Genomic DNA, 22,752 nt, shown 5'->3' on the forward strand with positions numbered 1-22,752 from the left:
TTCTCCTGATTTAAATATTGCTAAGCGCGTAGTAGCGGGCTGTGTTTTGAAACGCACGCTGATTTTGCGAACACGCATCACGACAAATATCGCTGTCTGTTAGAGAGTTGGCTTTAAATAGACTGAGTTGAATATCAGCAGGTTGATAGATTGGGCTGGTGTCTAAACCATGCGGCGCGGCAGATAAAAATATCAAGCAGTCCATTTCAAAGCGCAATTCAATGCTTTGATTGGTGTTGTCAGAACTGACATAAGACAAAGCGCCGTTTTCATCTGGCACAACTTTAGAAAATAGGTTAACCGCAGCACTCAGGTCTTGGCTGGCAAGTCCGTATTTACACATTTCAATGAGTAAACTGTCTAAGCCGTTTTGGTACATATCATTGCGGGCATCTTGAAATGTACGCGCACCAAATTGCTTTTCAATTTGCTCAGGTCGGCTCGGGCCACAAAGTGCATCGTTCCAACCATGGTCATCATGAACAATGGAAGCCATCACACGGCCAAGGTCTGAATACAGCACATTGGAAGCTTTTAAATAGGCGGTGTGTTGCCCTTTTAAACTGTCGGGCATGTTAAAACGTTCAAGCACATCGGCAGCATTTACACAAAACAAAGAAACATTTGCCTGAGCGCCTAGCGATGTAAATCTAAGAATAGTTCCTTTTTGAATACGACCTGACCAATGATGTCCACCGGGTAAAAGTTCGGTCCAAATCGCCTGATGGTTATGATAACTTGCAGTGTTCATAGCTACTCCTGTCGGATAGTTTTAGACTTCCTCCCGGGCTTTTATCCCTCCGTGTAGTTCGCTAGGAACCGTGAACTCTCGGTCCAGACATACTGTAAGTATCGGAACCCTAGATCACTTTTGATTGCTTAAGACTATGCAAAGGACATGCCAGATTAGTATTACGTTTTTGGTTAAAAGTAATACTAAACTTGGGCAATTTGAGTGCGATTTAAAATACAAAATAAAAAGCTGCACTAAAAGTTGTGCATTTCATAGAAGTATAAGAAAGCTAATCCTCAACACAATTAGATAGCAGGACTATAAATTGTCTACTTAATCCAAATCTAATTTATGTCTGAGCTTTAAGATATCGACCAGACCTTTATCTCTGGTTTCATATAAATCGATATCTTTATATTGTGTTAATAGCTGGTTGGTTTGTGCTTCTAATAACTCTGTTGTCTCGTCTGAATGTTGAAATGCGTGCATATCATTCCACCATTCCGTCATTGGCGGGCCTAAATGATGAATTGCTTCTTTAAAGCCCTTTTGGTTGGCAAGCTGCATATTAATGTAAGGACCAAAGAGCGCCCATCTTAAACCCGGCCCACTGGTAATCGCGACATCGACATCTTCAGCAGAGCACACGCCTTGTTCAACTAGTGAAAAGGCTTCTCGCCATAGCGCAGCCTGTAAACGGTTTGCGACATGCCCTTTTACTTCTTTATTTAAAACAATTGGATTTTTGCCTAGTTGTTTATAGAACTCAGAAGCCTGTTTTAAAATTTGAGGATCAGTCAGATTACCACCAACGATCTCGACCAAAGGTAAGAGATGAGGCGGATTAAAAGGATGACCTAATAAAATACGTTCAGGATGCTGCGCCTCTTTTTGGAAATCAGACACTTTTAAACCCGATGAACTTGAAGCAATAATGGTATGTTCAGGACAATATGCTGTGATTTCTTGATATAGCTGTTGTTTTACATCCAGACGTTCTGGGGCATTTTCTTGAATAAAATCTACATCTGAAACCGCATCTTTTAAATTACTAAAAATTTCCAGATGAAGCAGTACATCTTGCTGAGAATATGTGTGTTCCGCGTTTTGGCCTAAAGCCAATAAATCATTTAAATTTGCAGAAATTCTTTTTTTAAAGACCGCTTCATCTATAGGATACGGGTCGTAAACCTTAACTTTAAATCCTTTATATAAAAATAAGGCAGTCCAACTTGCACCTATTACACCAGCTCCAACAACACCAACCGTTTTAATGACTTCCATATTTCCCTCGTATAAATGTTGTTTTATCCGAAATTTCTTTACTCAATTGAATGCTAAATAAACATAACAGATTTAACCAATCAATAAATTTAATTGTTTATATTTTATATAATTTGTCCTATATTCCTTAGCTTGAAAATTGATTCCTTTCATTAGTACAACCTCATCTTTTACCATTTTTTAACCGTTATTTATTGAATTTTATGTCAAAAAATCTAGCAACATTGATTGGTTTAAGCGCCATTCTCATGTGGGCATCTCTGGTCGGTCTGGTCAAGCAAGTCAGTGCCGCCATTGGGCCTGAGCTAGGTGTTACCTTTATTTATTCTTTAAGTGCGCTACTGTTGCTTGCCATTTTCAAAGTTCCAGATTTTAAGCAGATCTCTAAAAAATACTTAATATTTGGCACAATTCTGTTCGTGGCTTATGAGGTGTGCTTTTCATTTGCGATTGCTTATTCTCAGACAGCACGGCAAGCAATTGAAATCAGCATTGTTAACTATCTGTGGCCGAGTTTAACGGTTTTAGCTTTTGTTATTTTTAAGGAATTAAAGTTTAATTTCCTTATTATTTTAGGTCTAATGCTTTCAATTTTCGGCATTATTTTTATTCAAACTGGAAGCGGTGATTTTAGTCTAAATAGTCTTGTCGATAATTTTCATAGCAACCCACTGAGCTATATTTTAGCATTTGCAGGCGCCATCATTTGGGCTTTTTACTGTGTACTCACCAAAAAATTAAGTAATGGGCAAAATCCAATTTCCATTTTTTTTGTTGGTGTCGCGCTCACGCTATGGTTCAAGCTACTTGTATCGGGGCAATTCGCTATTCCGTCAATGGATATTCCAGCTCTCCTCACCCTTTTAGTAGCGTCTGCTGCCATGGGTTTTGGTTATGCCGCGTGGAATATTGGCATCATTCATGGAAACATTACCGTGCTTGTGGTGGCCTCTTATTTCACCCCGATTATTTCGTCTATTTTGGCAATGTTTGTTTTACAAACTCAATTATCGATGAGCTTTTGGCAAGGAACAGCAATGGTGACGGCTGGTTCCTTTATTTGCTGGGTTTCAACCAACTGGTCTGTGATTCAGCCCTTCTTTAAAAAATTAAGAAAAGGCTAAAAAGCATTGTAGATGTACCAAAGTGAATTTTTTAAGTATGCGATAACTCCGACGAAGAAGAATTCCCCCATTGCCCAAAGCGTGCTAACATCCAAATTCTGACAATTACCAATGTCAAAATAATTTCTAGAGGGAATAAGATGTTAAAAACTCAAAAAATCAACATCGTACAAGAATTTGATGCACCCGTAGACAAAGTCTTTGCAACCTTAAGTGAGCATGAAAACCTAAGTAAACTTTTCGCTCCTGCTAAAGTGACTCGCATTAGCAACGGAAAAGACGCTCGTAATGGTGTTGGCTCTGCGCGCAAAATGTCTATTCCATTGACCCCTTCATTTGTAGAAACCAATTTAGTCTACAAAGAGAATGAACTGATTGAATACGCAATTACGAGCGGGATTAGCCCAATTAAGGGTCACCGTGGTGTCATGAAATTTACTGACTTGGGAAATAATCGAACTCGTTTGGATTACACCATTAGCTTTAAAGGTCGCGTACCATTTATTGGCCCTATCATTAAAGCCGCTCTACAAAATGGTGTGAGTCGCGGACTTAAAAAACTTAAGTTTTAATCACCACACCTCAAAAAAAAAGCCCAATCACGGGCTTTTTGTTTTAAGGTTTAAGTTGAATGCTCAGATAGCATAAATAAAAAGTAATCTAATAATTTATCCCGTTCATCTACGCTATTGGCACTTAACAGCTGAACCATTGCCCCATCAATTGCAAATAGAAACATGTGGGCATCTTTTATTGAAGCGGTAGTTTTTACAGTAAGAAGCAGCTTATAAAGCTCATTTATAAACCAGTTTCTATAATCAACAACCACTCGATAAGCCGTTGCATAACACTTTTCAATTTCAAAAATTGCCTTAAAGAGCAAATAATAAAGGCCATTTAAATTGGTATGTAGAAGGTAAATCTGCTTAAGTTTATCGAGCACCATAAGTTCATTGTAAGAATAGAGAATCGAAATTACCTTGTCTTTGAGGGCATCTTTTTGAAAAATGAGACACCTCTCAATGAGTCTTTCTTTTGAGTGAAAAGCATTATAAAAAGTAGCTTTTGAGGTTTGAGCTTCTGCAATAATTTGGTCGACCCCGACCTTATGAAACCCATATTGTTTAAATAAATCTGTTGCCGTGTGAAGCGTTCGCAACACTCGAAAGGAAGATTCTAAATTTTTCATATATACCGCTTAAAATAATTTTTTGTTGTATGTAAAAAAGATAGAAATGCCGTCACTCTTAAATTGAGTGCTAAAAACAGGCATACAAAAGCGGCACGAAAAATGGTGTGCTCGCCTATCTCAGGTTTATTGTTGCTATGATTATGTAGTCGTAACGATTTAAGATCGTAGAAAACCTACAAACGGTTAAAGCGTTTTAAAGACCAGTTAGGCGGTATGGGCCGAGAGATTTTGGCAAAGGCCAAAAATTGAGAAGAATTAGTACGCATAGCGGACTCCTTTGGCTATAAAAGAAGTTTCACCGCATTACTGCTAAATAATGGTGGCGAAACGAAAGAGGGTTAGCAGACTGGAGCCAAAGAATCCAGCACACCCGAAGGTGTCCCCCTCCCGTTCCGCCGCAGAGGGGGCACGCAGGGATTTCCACAAAAAAAGTTGCTACTTTTTCGTGTACTTTGGCTGATGGTCTGCTAAAACCAACTGGCAATGTGGCCAGCACGCAAAGGATAGTATTCGCTATTGTTGGCGTCAAGCGTGTGAAATGACATTTGCTTTAAAATAGATCATTAAAAGTAAAGGGAATTAATTCAAACTTTTTTGTTAAAAATTGGTTTATAAAAAAACAAATCGATTATCGAAAATGGGCTTATATATTCATAAAAAAAGAATATAGCTTCCATGCTTTATTAATTTCATAGCTACATAGCAAACTATAGATTAACTTTAGAGATGAATTATGTATTGGCTTATTTTAAACATAAGTCTTTTTAACGTAACCAGAATAGTAAAAAGGGATATACTTAAAAAAAACTAGCCCTTATTAGAGCTAGTTTTTCAATCTTCACACAAATAAAAACTTATCAGCCTACCAGATCATTTACCCCTAGATGGGCAAATTTACCATTTATGGTACGACCATCATCTAACTGCACATTTTTAAATTCAATGGTTCCTTCTGATTCATTGACAGTTACACCAGTACAATGATCATTTGTCAATTTACAATTCCATTTCAAATGAATATTTACATTCAATTGATCCTTTTTAGGTCTTTGATACGCTACATTTGCTTTTTTAGTAATAGTATCGTATTTCACCGTAAACTCGAGATCAGACTTATGATCTCTACTCATAAAACGAAAATATTTACTTTCATTTTCTGCATATGCAGCTGCCGCAACTGTTTCATCAATTTTAAAAACTTCACTTCCTACTGTAACTTGCCCATAAGGAATTTTTTTCTCGAAACCGCCTGAGACATTTAATTCAGGAGATGCAACATATTCAATAGGGTTCGTAAATGAATTATTGATAAATTTAAAAGTGGTTAAACCATTTTCATAGTCCGTGTTTAATGTGAAATCCCGATTAAAATATCCTTTGTATATATAAACTTCTTTAGGCTGTTCATTACTAAAATAATTCCCCTCTGTTAATATGAACCTATCATGTTCAGGATCCAGAGGATTAGAAAAGTTAAAATAATATTCTTTATCTGTGTTAAAAGTTAAGACAGAACTGGTTGTCCAATTCATAAATCTTTGTATTGTCGCCAGCTTACCATTAACGACTAAATCTGATTTAGCTGGATATTCATTAAAACGTTTCGTGTTCCATACTGGCCAATCAGAATTTACTTCGAATTTAATAGAGCCGTTAATTTTGGCAGTCGAAGCAAAGCCAATATTATTTAAACGTCCTGATACAGCACCATTTGCGCTTATAATAAAGTAAGTTTTACCATCACTTTGTTTTTCGAACTTATAAGAGAATGTATCACTACATGAGTTTCGGCACTGGACAGCCAAATGCCCTTTATCATTCTCTGAATAGCTAAAAACTCCAACCTTATCACCTTTAGGATAAAAATAAAGACCAGCCAAATTGTTAATATGCGCAGATAAATCATTACTTGGAGTAAGAATCTCTAAATCCCACATACTATTATTTGAAGCGGATGCCTCAATTACACTGTTTGTATGAAATGGTGAGAACTTAATAGTTGAGTTATTAGTAACTCCTGAATTTTCAATTTCAAAATAGCCATGTGCCAAATCTGGGCTTAATACAGACGCTTCTACAATAGGCTTCGGTAAAGGTGTATCTGATGTCGCTGAATCATCCCCACCACCTCCACCACATGCAGCTAAAAGAAGAGAAAAAAGTGCTAGGGGTAATAGTTTTATGTGATTATAAAGCATAAAAAATATTCACTTTTATTAAAGATTTAAATTAAACTCAGAGAGTCTTTTGAACGATTCATTGAGCTTCTATAAAATTATGTTTTTGTTCGTATCTCCCAAAATTTATCGCCTTCAGAATTAACATAGTCCGTTATAAAATTTTCAAAGTTGGCTGAACAATACCAATCTGAGCGATTATCAAAAGGTAAAGCGATAAGTACAGCGCCATAATCCTTACTTTCAGGATCACACCTTAACAGTAACAAATCTGAATCACCATAAAACTCACCAATTATCAAATCCCCCTTAGTGAAGTCTTTAGGTCTTAACTCTCTATAATATTTATTAGATGACTGTAACTCATCAATACTAAATATTCTCGCTCCCCATTGCCCATATTCCTCATCCTTGAATAAATCAGCCCCATTACTAACTAAGAGGAACTCCTTAAACTCTGTTGGTAATTGCAAATCGATATCACCAAATCTATCTGGTGAAATACCATTATTCAAAATACAACGAAACTGAAAAAAAGTTTTTTCTCCTCTATGAACAGCATGCTTTGGCTCTTTACTCCAAAGAGTCTCTATTTTTCTTAATGCTTCATTTAACAGCTTCATTTACATATTTCTCCAAAAAGAATTAAACTCCTGTTGATGTGTTTTTCTTTGCACAGGTGTTAAATTCCAGAATTCATTTGTTCCACCAAACTCTCTAGGTTTAATATGATGAATATCATATTCAGACCAACCACCACGCGGAGTTTCATAACCTCGTTTATACCACTCCTGAATAAACTTACCACGTTCTTGCGCTCCCCAAGAAACACGACTTAATTCAGGTACTTTTTTTAAGTCACCAACTGGAAATGATATAGTTCTTCCTGTTCTTAAATCGGGTACATTCGGATAAAAATCACCTGCCTTATTTAAAATTTCACGATTTAGCCCAGCAGAATAATTTTTTCCAATTATATTCTTTTCGGATTTCAGAATATCAACATTCTTGCCTGCTTTTAAATCAATACCTATTAGCAAATCAATTGCTGCAAATGCTCTATCCCCAGGTGTGGATGTAGGGCTAATCAATGTTTTGATATTGTCCCCAATATCAATTACTCCCTGAACACCTTCTTCCTTAAAAATCTTAATAACATCGTCGGGTTTAAGATTTGCTCTTACTGAGGCTGGCATATCAGTAATTCTTTTAGCTACTCTATATGCCGCTTTTCCTGCGGTTGTTGCAAGCTTACCCAATGTGTTGTTTTCAACAGCTATATTCGCACTATTTGCCGCAGTATTAACATCGTATCCAGCAAAAGCAGCTGTCGTACCCGCAATAAGTTTACTTGTATCCTTAATTTTTGTTCTTTCGGCATCTGTTAGGTCGAGTGCAGTTTTACCCGCTGGAATCATAAGCTCTGCAACTATTTCACCAACCCCTGCTCCAATTGCACCCGCTTCACAACTCTGTTTTGTAGCTGCCGCCGTAGCACACCCCACAACAGCATGGGCAATTTTATGAATTGTATATTCAAATATGTTCGGATCGACTTTATCTAAACTCGTTCCAATCTGACTAGCCAACTCTCCTTGTAATGCCCCTGCTAGACCTGCAAGTAAGGCAACCTGTAAATTATCTCCCAGATCTCCACCATTAATTGCAGTTTGTACTAAAGTTGATCCTACTGAAGATGCAAAATTGTTTGCCAATCTGTCTGACAGAAGAGTACTGTCTGGTTTTAAATTTAGAGCAGTACCAACTTGACTTAATAAACCTGCTGTTACCACAGATGCAGCCAGATTTTTAATGGAGTCTTTACTTCCCATCTCTTTTAGGGTCTTACCAATATCCCCACCGTTATTAATCAGACCAATACTTGCCTGAGCAGCTAGACTCGTAACTGCTGCATTTGCCATTACCCCTAATGTTGATGGAACAATTGCTCCTGCTGCTGTGGTCGTCACTCCAGCAGTTCCAAGCATACTTGCACCCAGTCCTACAGTTGTACCACTTGCTGCGGTTCCCCCCGCTGCTCCAGCCGCTGCAGCAGTACCTGAACCCATCGTAGCAATTGTCACAATGATAACAATAATGGCAGCTCCAGCCGCTGTGAGACCTTGTGATTTATAATCCCAATCCTTTTGGGTTAATAAAACTGTTTGCCAATCTACATCTTTGCGGTTTACTAAATCTTTAAGATAGGCGCTTCCCGGTTGATTTGCTAATTTTAAAATTGCATCACGTAATTCGACTTTATTAACATCTTTTTCACTAATAGGAACTTGTACACTTAAACCACCTGCTGCATTAAAAACTGGGGGTTGTGGTCCATTAAAATTAGGGAGCTGCGCAGTTTCAGTAATTGATCCTTTGTCCTGCATAGACTGCCAGACAACAGAGTTCTTTTTTCTATTTAGGCTTTCTTCAACTAGATTCTTTGCAGGAACTAAAGTAATCGTTCCCCCTGCCTCAATTGTGGCACTTTTGAGATACGTAAACTCGGTCCCTTCAAGTCTTGTGTCATATCCTGATTTTGTACCAATATAATCAGCTTTTAATTTTGCAGGTATTTCTGTAGTTTGATTTCTGGTTGCATTGGTTTTTGATGTACCAAGATTAATCCCTAACCATGAAGATTTTTTAACCTGATTTACGTTTGAGTTATTCACAGCAGCTACAGTTAAAAAATTCAGGTCTCCGCCAGATCGAATTGAAATTTTTCCACCATTAGCATTAAATCGTGCAGAATAAATATCTACAGATGTATTCAGAGCAGGATCTCTTGTACCATCTGCTCGTAACGGGTTTTTAAATTGGCTGATAACGTTAATATTCTTACCATAAATATCAACAGAAGCAGGTGTTACAACATCTCCAATCGTTGTTGTGGTGGTAGTTTTTTTCTTACCATACCACGATCTTTTCGTTTCTGTTTTTGTACTACGGTCATATAAAGTTTCAAGTGCCGTATCAAACAATATACTTTTATCTGCTTCAATATTTACATCACCTTGAGCAGAATTAATCCCTACTCCTTGCAGTACTAAATTGTCATTAACAGTTTTCCCTATAGCACGTATGTTTACCCCTTTATTTCCATTTATATTTGTTGGGTTTACATACTCTCTATAACTATAATTCTGGTCAGTATCCTTACCTTTTTCATACACATCTAAATTACCATCAATAATGATACTTGCACTTATTTCTTTAGCAGCAGTACCTTCTTTTTTTGCAGTGGCTCGATATTTCCCATTTAAAACACCCTGAGCTTGAATATTGACTATCCCTTGTTTTGCATCAATATTTGCTCCGGTAATTGAAACTCCCTTTTTTGAAGAAATATTAATATTTCCAGCATTAGAGGATAACTCGCTATTGAAGTTTTCCACTCCAGTGATCGTATTCGCGATAAAATTCTTCTTTTCCTGATCATCCTGACTGTTGATTAAATCTTTCTTCTTGGATACGCCATTGACTTTATCAGCAATCCCATCAATCACAAGGTCTCCCTTTGTTGAAACGATATTGATATCTTTTTGAACATTTATTTTTGTTCCTTTAATATCGACGCTTGTACCTTCTAAGCTAAGACCACCTTTCCTAGAGATGATGCCAACAAAACCTGCTTCATTTAGATTAGGTGCAAAATTTTCACCCTCAATCCTTATGGCTCCTTGTTTAGACCGAACATCAATATCATTTTCTGCAACTAATGTGATTGTGTCATGCCCATGAGTTGGTTTAATGACAAAGTCTTTATCAAGCTGAATCGACAAGTTACCGTTTATATTTTTTAGTTTAGTATCTAATTGAAGTAACTCACTTCCAGTTGCTCTAAAATCTATTCCATTATTTGACAGTTGATTTGCCTCAACAATAACTGCTCCACCATACCCTTGCCCATCAATACTTCCGCTACTAATTGCAGATAAAACACCTTTAGCATCTAAAATATAATTTTGATAAGCATTGATATTCCCCTTCGAGCTTAGGGCAATATGTTGATTTGCTCTGGTATTTGTGCGTTCTAATATAAGATCTTTATCAGAGTTTATTTCAATATTTTTTGTGGAGTTTAAATCAATATCATGTACTTGAGCATTGTTTCCTGCCCGAATTGATATTCCACCATTCGATGCATTAATTACACCGCTGCTTATATCTAAAACTCCGGTTTTACTCCACAAAATTACGTCTTTTGCATTAATAAAACCTGATGCAACTGCAGCTTTCATACCCGTGGTATAGCCATTATTGCCATCTAGTGTTAGATCCCCGCCAGAAAGAAGTAATACATTTCCATCTGTAGACTTAAGATCCACCGTATTTATTTTTGTAATAGCATTTTCGCCTTTTGACCCTAGGACAATTCCATTTTTTGCATTTATTCTATTTTTTAGGGTATACCATCCATCATTTTGAGTCTCAAAATTTACATTCCCATTCCCCAAAATTGAAACTTTACCTTCAGATGAGCTTACATTGAGACTTTTTGCATACAGGTTCCCGATGTCAGTTTGCACATCAATATCTTTTTTTGTCAGTAAGCTTGTATCGGTGCGAAGGATAAGATTATTTTTTGCAGCTATATTTATCGTACCTTGTGTTTTTAAGCTCACAGGACTGACATCATTACCGATCTCAATATCATTATCAGCGTATAGATTTATATTATTAGAATTTTCCTGAACAATAGAGCTATTTAGTTTTATATTTTTTGCGCCCTTAATATTAAAATCTTTTCCAGCATAAAGCTTGGTATTATTAATACCTAACAAAGAACTTGCAGTATTACCCAAACTTATTAAATTTACATTTCCAGCTTTAGACTCAATGCTGGAGTTAGCAATATTTAAATTATTTTTTGATTGGATGCTAAGATCATTATTACTAGTGATCCCTTTTCCATTTTGTATATCAATATTATTGTTTGCTAATAGAGAAATATCACCTTGACTTAAGATGTTGCTGTCCTTTCCTAAGTTGAAATTCAATGAGTCACTATAGATGCCCCCTCCGACTCCAACATTTTGAACATTTACACCATTTTGTAAGCTAACATCTCCTTTAGCCGATAAGAAAATAGAGCTTATCGTTGTTCCTAATTTATCTATTTTCCCTCCATTCAATGCCAAGTTTCTATCTGAACTTATAAATATATTGCCATTTGATTGGATTGCCCCCGAAGAGGTAAAATCTCCATTATTTTGACTAGATAAATTTAATACAGAATTTTGGCTACCTGTAGTTTTGATGGTTCCGCTATTTTCAATTTTCCCTGCACTTGTAATTACCATATTGTTGACTGCCTGAATGGTCCCTGCGTTAGTCACGCCCAAACCTTTTTCAGTTCCCATCAAATAGATGTTGTTGGCATACATCCCACCCAGAGCTTTAACATCCACAGCCAATGTCGGTGCAGTTCCAGTACCTGTTTTAGAGGTAACATCCTGCAAATCTGCACTGACATTATTTGCCCCGGCAATCACCTGAATATCATTTTTGGCACGTAGTTCAGCACTAAGTTCTAATGCACGAGCATAGAGGTCCACATAGTTTGTATCATTATTATTTCCCCCTAATCCAAACTTAGAGTTAGGATTTGCTGAAACCGTAATTCTTCCTTGATCAACTGTGAACTGTTTGATACTGCCATCAGCATTTAATTGAGGTTTACCCGTAGTAAAAATTGCCTTATTGGCATTAATAAAGCCACCGCCTTTAATGTTAATACCAGACGGGTTGGCAATAATCACATCTGCCATTTGCCCTGCGACTTCTAAGTTACCTTCAAATCTTGAAGCAGCTGTTGAATTTACCTCATTTAAAATAACTCGCGCTTCACCAGTCGCTAAAAATGGGTTTGCCCCTACGGCCCCTACTGTTTTGGTGGTTGCTCCTGTTCGACTGTTATTTAAAACAGCACCTTCAGCCAATACATCAAACTGTTTATAGATATTGTGGGAAATACCATTTTTGGGAGTCTGAATGTTAACCACTGGAACTGTTGTACCTGCTGAGTTCTTACCAGCACCAATGACTGCTCTATTAGCAGCATTTGCTGCACTATCTGCGACAATAGCAGCATAGACAGGAGCAAATGGTACTAATAAGCTAATACTTGCTACTAATGCCTTGACATGCCACAGTTGATGAAATGATTTTTCTTGTCCTGATGATTGTCCCGAACGCTCTATTTCTGAGGAAGTAGATTGTCCTGCCGCCTTGCTCTGGCTTCTAACATTCTCCGCAACAGCCATAAACATGTTACGAGCTTTGTTAAAAACAATTCGATAAAGATTTTTATTCATAAGTCAGTTTTCTCTAATTAAAATTAATTTTGTTTCTTAAGGAAACTTAATAAAAAGCATTTAGGCTAAATCCAAATATCCAGTCTTTTTTTATACTCTGCGGAGCGATTAGGCCTCGCCCTGTAAAGGCATCAATATAAAAATGGTTCAGATAACTTCGTAGACCTACGACACTCCCCATTAGATGGCGCTGCCCAGCAATACTGTTCTTACCGTTAACCCAGCCCTGATCTACGGCAACATACATTTGTGTATTTGGAATTTTTGTATTTACGCTGATTTCCTGTTGTAAATACTGTCCGTTATCGCCTGATAGCATCAGTTCACCATCAAAACCTCGAACGCTATAACGACCACCGATATAAAAACGATCATTAGGTACTAAAACTCGTGGAGCATATTGTCCACGCCAGTTCAAACGGTATTGAGCAGGCGTATCTAAAAGCAAAAATGGCATTTGAAAACGTAAATCGGCACTCCATATCGGTGCACGGGAATACCCTTCTGACGGTAATGGATTTTTATCAATGTCCTTAATTTGTTCTTCTGGTGCTAACAACGCATCAAATGCGCCTGTGCCATGCCGATAATCCAAACCAGCATCTAATACAGCATCACCCAGATATTGGCGATGTTGTATCCCCGCATTCCAGCCTGAAGTTTTTCTACGTTGTACTTCGATTTCAATATCATCAATAAAGTTTGAATTTTGCTTATGGTAGAGCTTGCCATAGAGGCTGGTTTTATGTTGCCCACTTCGGCTAAGTACACGAGATACATTCAAATTACCCTGCTGACTTAAGCCGTGATAACGCAGTACACCATTTGCACCCAATACATTTTGTTCGTATTGATAACGGCTATAGCTAGTACTGAAATCATAATTTCCTAACGGAAGCTGATAACTTACAAAGTAGTTTTTATTTAAGTCTCGATGTAAGTTATCTAATGAATGACTAAAATTAAAAGAAAGAGAATCACTTAAATAGAATGGATTATTAATATTGAGTCCCAGACTACCTATATAACGACCTGTATCTTTACTCCCTGAATTATCCAGACCAAAATTTAAATTGATTTTTGATTGTGGCTGTAACTTAATAATCAGATCACTATACCCTTTAGCTTCCTGAACAGACTCATTTGACGGCACAATTTGTATATCTACCGTATAAGCTCGTTTTAAGTTTTCGAGACCCTGATCAAGTTGTTGTAGATTAAGGACATCGCCTTCTTTAAATGGTAAAGATGCTTTAAGTTGTAATAAAGAGAGTTGCTCACCTTCAACGATGATCTTACGTAAACGCCCAATCTGCACACCAAGTCGCAAAGAACCTTGCTGAATATCTTGAGGATCAACAGTAACCTGACTGGTAATAAAACCCTTTTTAATCAATTCATTTTGGGCGAAATTAACGAGGTTACGTAAGCTTTGCGTACCGATACACTTGCCAATAATCTTCTGCGGATGATTCCAGATTGCCCGAAGCATAAAGTGAAATTTATAGTGTTCAGGGTCCTGTAACGTCTTTCTATCAAAATCAATATTCTTGACCTTAACGCATGGCTCTTCCGAAACGACTATAGTTTTAAAATCCTGCAATTGGGTAGTGACAGGTTTAGGTGCAAGCTGAGTGATTTGCTCTTCTAATTGTTGATTAAGCTCTTTTAAACGTTGTTCCTGACGTATACGATCTGGTAAAGAAATATCATCGATAGCATAAGCATGTGTAGCTACCCCATACAAAAGAAAAAAAGCGTGAGTAAAAAAAATTTTGTTTTGCATAAAATGTTATTTTTAATTTACCAAATGGATAAAAAATCAAACAAAAATTACATGAATCATTCACAATCAACAATAAATGTCATAAAAAATTCATAATTGAAACATTTTGGAAATTTTTTAAATATTTTTTAATTTTTATTAATGTATATCTATAGTTTAAATATTTAGGAAACAATAGTTGTTCATTAAAATTAATTTCTATCTTCTTTTATAAAGATATAAATTCAATTCTTTTCATATTTTTAGAAGTATTTCATTTACTAGGCCAATTTTTATTATTAAAAAAAATTTAATAGGAGTTAAGCAACCTAAAACTACTCAACTCCTTAGAAAGGCTCACTCTAATCCATCAACTTTTTACGGCGATACAATCCACAATTCCCAGAAAACAATGCTGCCAATAAACACGTAATGATGGCATAAGTCGCAACATTCATTCCAAATAGTTCAACAGCTAAAATAATAGAGGTCAACGGTGCCTTACTTGCTCCAGAAAACAGACTTACCAAACCTAAGCCTGCAAGCAATGAAAGTGGTAAGTTTAAAACCGCCCCTAACGCATTACCTAATGTCGCACCTACATAAAACAACGGCGTAATTTCACCACCTTTAAAGCCTGAACCTAAAGTGATGGCAGTAAAAATAGTCTTGTTAAAAAAGTCGTAAAACTCAATCGGCACATAAAAAGATGAAATGATTTTATCTGTACCCAAACCGTTGTATTGCTGATGCGCAGTGAACAAAGTAAGTAGCATAATGACAATACCACCCACCATGGTTCTTAATGGCAAATAACGTACATATTTATAAAAGACGTCACTCGCAAAATGAATGGCAGCAATAAAGAAACGTGCGACTAAACCAAAGATCAGACCTGCCACAATTAAGTTCATGAGCGTGCCAAAATGAATGGCTGGAAACTCACTAATCACATAAAAAATATGCGGATGAACAATATCAAATAGCTCAGGGATGGCCGATGCAATCAGCGCCGACACAAAACATGGAAAAATAGCAGAGTATCTTAAATTACCTAAAGCAGTAATTTCTAAACCATAGATTGCACCCGCCAGAGGCAAGCCAAATACCCCTGCAAAGCCTGCACCAATACTGGCGATTAAACAGATTTTTCGGTTATCTTCCGAGACTTTTAATATATGGCTTAAGTGGTCAATTAAGGCACCTGAAAGCTGGACCGCTGGCGCTTCACGCCCTGCCGAACCACCAAACAGTTGCGTTAAAATTGAAGTAATAAAAATGATGGGGCTCATTCGTTTTGGAATAAACGACTTAGGCTGGTGAATTTCATCAATCAGTAAATGAGTTCCCCGTTCAATCGGTGATCCATATTTTTTAATGAGATAACCAATGCCAAAACCCACAAAAGGCAAAAAGTAGATGAGCCAGTGATGCAGACTTCTGACTTTGTTTGAAATATCAAAAGCCACAAAAATTAAAGTCGAGGCCAACCCCGCAACGACTCCAATCACAATCGAGATGACGAGCCAATAGACACTGTATTTTAGAATTTGATCATATTCAGATGAAGGTAGAATTTTCATTCGCTTTCTTCAATTCGCCTTTGAGTGAGTGCCAAATTCTCAAATTGTTTTTATGCTGCCAGCTCATTAAGTGAGAAATGCTTAAACTGGGCTAAAAATTAAAGCCCGCATAAGCGAGCTTTCAATACAGTGATTAATTTTCACATCACTAAACTGTGATAAATATCTCACAATTAGTGCTGATTTTCAAGCTGAAAATAGTTAACGAGTACTGTGAAAAATAACAAACTGAGTGAATAAATAAGCATTCGATTTGACCCAATTAAACTAATGCTTAAGTGAGCCAAATCATTTAATGAAGTCTTAATTAATACTCGCAATCACAGTTTCTGCATGGCAGGTCGCACCCTTCTCTGCGCCAATCTGAATAACACCACTACGATGTGCCAGTACCTGCACTTCCATTTTCATGGCTTCCATAATGGCAACCACTTGGCCTTCTGTCACTTGCTCACCATGTTTGACTTTCCAAGCGCTAATCACACCATTAATTGGAGCAAGTAAATGCTCGGCACTGACTTCTGGCTCGGCAGTTTGGGCTTGAACGGCGGTTGCTGGCCCTTGTGCAAACATGCCCGCAGGTAAACCTAGACGGTGTAACTTGCCATCAATTTCAATGTAGCTGAGCAGCATTGGTTGTTGATGGTTTGGAATGCCACGTTTAGTCGGCTTTAACTCTTGTTTAAAGTCATTTTCAATCCAACGCGTGTGTACATTAAACTCATCTGTAAAGTCAGGTTCATTAAGTACCGTGCGGTGGAAGTCTAAAACCGACGCCACACCTTCAATTTTAAATTGTTTCAAAGCACGTTTCGCACGGGCAATTGCAACTTCGCGGGTTGGACCAGTGATAATCAGTTTTGCCATGAGTGAGTCAAAGTGGCTAGATACTAATGAACCAGTTCGAACACCTGTGTCGACGCGTACACCGTTACCAAACGGCGCTTCAAACAAACTCAACACACCAAAGGCCGGGATAAAACCACGTGCTGGGTCTTCGGCATTAATACGAAACTCAATGGCATGACTTTGTGCTTTCGGTGTTTCTTTAATAGAAAGCTCATGGCCCTGTGCCACGCGAATTTGCTCAACGACCAAGTCGACTTTCGACGTTTCTTCAGTCACTGGATGCTCAACTTGCAAACGTGTGTTTACTTCCAAGAATGAAAGCTTGCCGTCACGACTCAGTAAATATTCAACTGTACCCGCACCCACATAGTTTGCAGCCTGACAAATGTTTTTTGCCGAGGTTAAAATTTGCTGATAAATCTCATCGCTAATAAATGGCGCTGGTGCTTCTTCAACTAACTTTTGGTTACGGCGTTGCAACGAGCAATCACGTGTACCAAGCACCACAATGTTTCCATGTTGGTCGGCTATTACTTGCGCTTCTACATGGCGCGGTTTATCTAAATATTGCTCGACAAAACATTCACCACGGCCAAAGGCAGCTTTTGCTTCACGTACTGCCGACTCATAAAGCTCTTTGACTTCTTCGAGTTTCCACGCGACTTTTAAGCCACGGCCACCGCCACCGAATGCGGCTTTAATGGCAATTGGTAAACCATATTGTTTGGCAAAGTCTAAAGCTTCCTCTGCATTATTAAGTGGGTCTTGCGTACCCTGAACTAACGGCGCACCCACTGAAGCGGCAATTTTACGTGCTTCGATTTTATCGCCTAGTTTTTCAATGGCACTTGGTGATGGCCCTACCCATTTCAAGCCCGCATCAATCACGGCTTGGGCAAATTCAGCACGTTCAGATAAAAAGCCATAACCAGGATGGACCATGGTTGCTTTCGATTTCTTTGCAACTTCGATAATGGCTGGAATATTTAGGTAAGTCTCGCTAGCAGTCGCACCCGCCAAACCCCATGCTTCATCTGCAAGTTCGACATGCATGCTGCCAATATCGTCATCTGCATATAACGCGACTGATGAAATTCCCATATCACGGCAAGCATGAATAATACGAACGGCAATTTCACCACGGTTAGCAATCAATAATTTTTCTGTATTCATCTTTCATTCTCAAAATCTGTAAATTCGGCAATTTTTTTAAATTTGATGCGGCAACCTGCTGGAATCTGTGCCACCAAGTCCCAATGGTGTTTAGCAACAGAGCCAATGACCGGATATCCGCCCGTTAAAGGGTGATCATTCATAAACAAAACGGGCTGACCACTCGGTGGAATCTGCAAAGCACCAATACATGTGCCTTCACTTTCCAGTTCATGGGTAATTTTGCGAGTTAAAGGCTGTGCACCTGAAAGTCTTAGCCCGACTCGGTTGCTTTCATTGGTCACGAGCCATTCTTGCTGACATAGCAGTTCAATACTGTCTTGTTCGAACCAATCGGTACGTGGGCCCATCACAATATCTAGCTCAACGACTTCGCCAGCTTGTGGCAAATCGTTTTTACCAACTTCATTTACGCTAATATTGGCTGCCTTTACTTGCCCTTGATAAATGGTATCTCCAAGTTTTAAAGGCTCTGGACCTAACACTGCCAAACTATCAAACGAAGCACTATTGAGTACTGGCTCAACGTCTATTCCACCGCGAACAGCCAAATAATTTCTTAAGCCTGCTGTTGGTGGCTGAATTTGAAATTCATCGCCTTCATCCAAATCAATCGGTTGATAGCTTGCAAAGTCTGCGGTTTGACCATCGGCAAATTTCACCCGAATGTTTGAGATAGCCCCAGCCACTGCAATAACGCCCGCATGCTGCATTTTGGCTTTTAGGCCGCCATTTAAAACTTCAATAACTGGTGTATCGGTTGGATTACCTACAATACGGTTAGCACTGTGCATGGCAGATAAGTCCATTGCACCAGCCACGCCAACCCCAATATTGGTCTGGTTTAATCGCCCTTCATCTTGAATAAGCATTTGTAAACTTGGTACAGTGATCTTAAACAGTGGCACCGATTGTTTCGGCTCAACCGTACGCGTGATTTGCTGCGGTACAGTCACTGTCGTTTGGTTATGCGTCACATCTTCAAAATGTACGGTCATGCCCGGTAACAGTAACGCAGGATTTTTACGCTCTAAATCCCACATTTTTTCTGATGTAGTACCAATCAGCTGCCAACCACCCGGACTGTCTTTTGGATAAATACCAGAGTATTTCCCAGCCAAGCCCAAAGAACCTGACGGTATTTTTTTACGCGGAACCGTTAAGCGCGGAATATCGGTAAAAGGCTTATCGGGACTGCTCATATACGCAAAGCCCGGCGCAAAACCAATAAAAGCCACATTCCACACACTTTGGTGATGTTTTCTAATCACATCTGCAACAGTCAGCCCTTGTAGCTCTGCAACTTGAGCAAGGTCTTCGCCGTTATAGCAAATCGGCACAATCACTTCTTGGCCGCTACGCTCAAATCCAGAATCAATTTTGAGACTCTGAATTGAAGCAACCAGCGTTTTAAAATTGGTTTCGATCTCATTAAAGAAAACCAAAATTGTTTTTGCAGCGGGGACTAAGTCTTTAATTCCATTCAATTGCGTATTTTGCAATTTATTGTACAACGCCAAAGTTTCCTCTAAGCTCGCAAGCTCAATCAGGAAACAGTCGGCGTTTACCGATAAAAAACGCATTTGTTTATCCTTTTTAATTCTTCTTTAGTCCAGTTAGCCAATCCAAGCACGGTCAGGAATGTCGGTAATAAACATGTGACCCGGTGCATGACTAATCGCAAAAGGAATTTTCGAGTTCATGACGGCAGCTTGCGGTGTTACGCCACAGGGCCAAAACACTGGAATTTCACCCGCTTCAATACGAGAAGCATCGCCAAAGTCTGGCTTATTTACATCCTTAATGCCTAAGCTTTCAGGGTGACCAATATGTACAGGTGCACCATGCACGCTTGGCATACGTGCTGTAATTTTTACCGCTTCACTAATTTGATGCGATGGAATTGGTCGCATGGAAACCACCATGTTTCCTGAAATACGCCCTGCTGGTTCGCACTTTATATTGCTCAGATACATCGGTACATTGGTATCGTCATGAATATGGCGAACTTCTATGCCCGCTTCTTGCAAAGCTGTTTCAAATGAAAAACTACAGCCAATTAAGAATGTCACCAAATCAGGATGAGCGTTGTAAATCTCGCTCGCATCGGTCACCTCATCGACCATTTCGCCATCTTTCCAAATGCGATAGCGCGGAAAGTCGGTTCGGATGTCTGAGTCTGCCGCAAGCTTAGTTGCATAAATGCCTTCTTCGAGCACATCAAGCACTGGGCAGCTTTGCGGATTACGGTGTGCATAGAGCAAAAAGTCATATGCCCACTCTTTTGGCACCGAAATCATGTTGACCTGCGTCATGCCCGCAGCCATGCCTGCTGTCGGTTTATCAAAACCAGCACGGATTTTTAAACGCGCATCTAATGCGGCTTCAAGCTGAGCTGGGTCGACTTTAATATCCTTATACATGGTGCTCATCCTTATGCTTTATTTACAAATGGGCGGATTTCAATATTGTTTTTTAAAAGCTCGGCTTTAATGGCAGCCGACATCTCTAGCGCACCATCAGTATCACCGTGTAAGCAAATGGTGTCGGCTTGAATTGGGGTAAATACGCCGTCAATTGACTCAACTCCACCATTTTTAAGCATAGACACCACACGGCTCGCAACAAATGCCGAGTCGTGTAAAACCGCACCTTCTAAACGGCGAGACACCAATGAGCCATCACTGTTATAAGCACGGTCTGCAAATGCTTCAGACACAACTTTTAAACCCGCAGATCGTGCCTGTTCGACTAAGTTAGAACCTGCCAAAGCCACTAAAACCAATTCGGGGTTATACATTTTAATGGCATCAATCACGGCTGCTGCCTGAGCTTGGTCATGTGCAATTGTGTTGTAGAGCGCACCATGTGGTTTAACGTATTGTACTTTTGAGCCTGCCACTTTAGCCAAGCCATCGAGTGCAGAAATTTGGTAAAGCACATCGGCAATCAATTCGTCACGTGACAAATCCATATTACGGCGGCCAAAGCCTACAAGGTCTGGGTAAGACACGTGGGCCCCCATAGTCACACCAAGCTCAACGGCTTTACGAACCGTTTTTAAAATGCCGAGTGGGTCGCCCGCATGAAAGCCACAAGCAATATTGGCACTGGTCACGACAGGTAAAATCTGGTCATCATTACCCATTTTCCATGAGCCAAAGCTTTCACCCAAATCACTATTTAAATCTACAAACATGGCATTATTCCTTTATTACTTAACAACGTCTGGCTTAAAGCTTGGTCAAATAGTTAAACACAGTCGTAAACGACATGTAGCCCATCCACCACGTTAACAGACATGTTAATCCACCCAAAATAAGCAACCATTTTGGATAGTTATAATTACCCATCAAATCTTTACGGCATGCGGCAACATACACAAAAATTGTAAGGCCAATTGGCAACACCAATCCGTTAAAACCACCTACGAAAATGAGTAGGCCTGCCGGAGTTGCACCCAATAACACATAAAGCAATAAAGCCAATGCGATAAAGGTAATGGTCGTATAGTTGGTTTGTTTTGGTGTTAAGTTCTTTTTAAAGGCAGTAAAGAATGACACTGAAGTATATGCTGCGCCAATGGTGCTACTAATCCCTGCTGCCCAGAAAATTAAACCAAATAATTTAAAACCAAATGTACCCGCTGCATATTGGAATGCTTGAGCTGCTGGATTGGCGTCATGGCTAGCTAAATCAATGGTTGCACCGCTCACCACCACACCTAAAAAAGCCAAGAACAACACATAGCGCATGATGCCGACCACAACAATGCCATTGGTCGCAGCTTTAGCAACTTCATCAATATTTTCAGGGCCAACAGCACCTTTATCGAGTAAACGATGTGCACCTGCATAGCAGATATAGCCACCAACCGTACCGCCAACAATGGTGGTAATAATGGCAAAGTCGATCTGATCTGGAGCAAAGGTTTGATGTACAGCTTGCCCGACAGGAGGCATCACAATGACAGCAACGATAATAATCAGGAGGATTTTAAGTAATCCCAACACGATCATGCTTTTATCCATGGCAAGCGTTGCTTTTCTTGAAGCAAAAATCAAAATGGCTAAAGCACCACTTAAAATACCGCCCCACTTTGTGTCGAGGCCAAAAAGCGCATTTAAACCTAAAGCTGCACCAGCAATGTTACCGACACTAAAGAAAAACCCGCCCAAAATCACTAGAAACGCCAGTAAATAACCACTACCCGGCAATGCTTTATTGGCAATGTCTGATGCACGCATTTGAGTAAGTGTGACCACTCGCCAAATATTTTGTTGAACCACATAATCAATCAAAATGGAAACTAAAATGGCAAAGCCAAATGCCGCGCCTAACTTGACTGTAAATACAGCAGTTTGGGTTAAAAATCCGGGCCCCATTGCAGAGGTCGCCATCATAAAGATCGAGGCCACAATGGCCCATTGGCGATCTGATAAAAAAGAAGATTTCAGTAAAGACATATTAATGCGTTCCTCATCCATTTGAGCTTAACAACGCTATTTTCAAGTTGAACCAAGAACACCATTTTTTTGTCCCAAACGATATT

At 39.0% G+C, this 22,752-nt stretch carries 15 protein-coding genes and 1 riboswitch; of the genes, 2 read left to right on the forward strand and 13 right to left on the reverse strand.

The features are described from left to right. Positions 1 to 10: 10 nt before the first annotated feature. Together KTJ10_RS02925 and KTJ10_RS02930 are read right to left on the reverse strand one after the other, a co-directional pair. A complete protein-coding gene (locus KTJ10_RS02925) occupies positions 11 to 751 on the reverse strand; it encodes an urea amidolyase associated protein UAAP1 (RefSeq protein WP_199976385.1) in 741 nt (246 codons plus the stop codon). 28 nt (positions 752 to 779) lie between these two features. Further along, positions 780 to 875: riboswitch (guanidine-I (ykkC/yxkD leader) on the reverse strand. Between the two features lie 191 nt (positions 876 to 1,066). After that, positions 1,067 to 2,017 carry a 3-hydroxyacyl-CoA dehydrogenase NAD-binding domain-containing protein gene (locus tag KTJ10_RS02930; protein ID WP_262441310.1) on the reverse strand — a complete coding sequence of 317 codons (951 nt, stop codon included), beginning with the start codon at positions 2,015 to 2,017 and terminating at the stop codon, positions 1,067 to 1,069. A 203-nt stretch (positions 2,018 to 2,220) separates the two neighbouring features. On the opposite strand from KTJ10_RS02930, the gene yddG reads away from it, so the two are divergent. Both yddG and KTJ10_RS02940 read left to right on the forward strand, forming a co-directional pair. Continuing rightward, the gene (gene yddG / locus KTJ10_RS02935; RefSeq protein WP_044101423.1) at positions 2,221 to 3,141 is read left to right on the forward strand and encodes an aromatic amino acid DMT transporter YddG; all 921 of its coding nucleotides are present in this window, start codon (positions 2,221 to 2,223) and stop codon (positions 3,139 to 3,141) included. Positions 3,142 to 3,281: 140 nt separating this feature from the next. Further along, a complete protein-coding gene (locus KTJ10_RS02940; protein WP_002114206.1) occupies positions 3,282 to 3,713 on the forward strand; it encodes an SRPBCC family protein in 432 nt (143 codons plus the stop codon). Positions 3,714 to 3,763: 50 nt separating this feature from the next. Here KTJ10_RS02940 and KTJ10_RS02945 read toward each other — a convergent pair whose 3' ends face one another. The 11 genes from KTJ10_RS02945 to KTJ10_RS02995 form a co-directional block, all read right to left on the reverse strand. Continuing rightward, on the reverse strand, positions 3,764 to 4,330 hold the full coding sequence (locus KTJ10_RS02945; RefSeq protein WP_044101422.1) for a TetR/AcrR family transcriptional regulator: 567 nt from the start codon (positions 4,328 to 4,330) through the stop codon (positions 3,764 to 3,766). Positions 4,331 to 5,190: 860 nt separating this feature from the next. Continuing rightward, a complete protein-coding gene (locus KTJ10_RS02950; protein ID WP_032038298.1) occupies positions 5,191 to 6,531 on the reverse strand; it encodes a hypothetical protein in 1,341 nt (446 codons plus the stop codon). A 77-nt stretch (positions 6,532 to 6,608) separates the two neighbouring features. Then, entirely contained in the window at positions 6,609 to 7,133 is a 525-nt protein-coding gene (locus tag KTJ10_RS02955; RefSeq protein ID WP_032038301.1) for an SMI1/KNR4 family protein, read from the reverse strand. Beyond that, the gene (locus tag KTJ10_RS02960) at positions 7,134 to 12,830 is read right to left on the reverse strand and encodes a DUF637 domain-containing protein (RefSeq protein WP_262441311.1); all 5,697 of its coding nucleotides are present in this window, start codon (positions 12,828 to 12,830) and stop codon (positions 7,134 to 7,136) included. A 46-nt stretch (positions 12,831 to 12,876) separates the two neighbouring features. Then, a complete protein-coding gene (locus KTJ10_RS02965; RefSeq protein ID WP_199976370.1) occupies positions 12,877 to 14,616 on the reverse strand; it encodes a ShlB/FhaC/HecB family hemolysin secretion/activation protein in 1,740 nt (579 codons plus the stop codon). A 341-nt stretch (positions 14,617 to 14,957) separates the two neighbouring features. Next, complete coding sequence (locus KTJ10_RS02970; protein WP_262441312.1) at positions 14,958 to 16,178, reverse strand: chloride channel protein; 1,221 nt, start codon at positions 16,176 to 16,178, stop codon at positions 14,958 to 14,960. Positions 16,179 to 16,481: 303 nt separating this feature from the next. Continuing rightward, entirely contained in the window at positions 16,482 to 18,200 is a 1,719-nt protein-coding gene (locus KTJ10_RS02975; protein ID WP_262441313.1) for an acetyl/propionyl/methylcrotonyl-CoA carboxylase subunit alpha, read from the reverse strand. Continuing rightward, positions 18,197 to 19,783: an urea amidolyase family protein gene (locus tag KTJ10_RS02980; RefSeq protein ID WP_262441314.1), complete on the reverse strand. Its 1,587-nt coding sequence runs from the start codon at positions 19,781 to 19,783 to the stop codon at positions 18,197 to 18,199. The genes KTJ10_RS02975 and KTJ10_RS02980 overlap by 4 nt, the downstream gene beginning before the upstream one ends. 33 nt (positions 19,784 to 19,816) lie before the next feature. Next, positions 19,817 to 20,632, reverse strand: coding sequence for a putative hydro-lyase (locus KTJ10_RS02985; RefSeq protein ID WP_262441315.1), 816 nt, complete (start codon positions 20,630 to 20,632; stop codon positions 19,817 to 19,819). Positions 20,633 to 20,634: 2 nt separating this feature from the next. Further along, positions 20,635 to 21,399, reverse strand: a complete 765-nt coding sequence (locus KTJ10_RS02990; RefSeq protein ID WP_262441316.1) for a LamB/YcsF family protein — start codon at positions 21,397 to 21,399, stop codon at positions 20,635 to 20,637. 34 nt (positions 21,400 to 21,433) lie between these two features. Further along, entirely contained in the window at positions 21,434 to 22,687 is a 1,254-nt protein-coding gene (locus KTJ10_RS02995) for an NRAMP family divalent metal transporter (protein ID WP_262441317.1), read from the reverse strand. Positions 22,688 to 22,752 lie beyond the last annotated feature (65 nt).

It is taken from the genome of Acinetobacter sp. WU_MDCI_Abxc222 (assembly GCF_025514755.1).
GTDB classification, from domain to species: Bacteria; Pseudomonadota; Gammaproteobacteria; order Pseudomonadales; family Moraxellaceae; genus Acinetobacter; species Acinetobacter geminorum.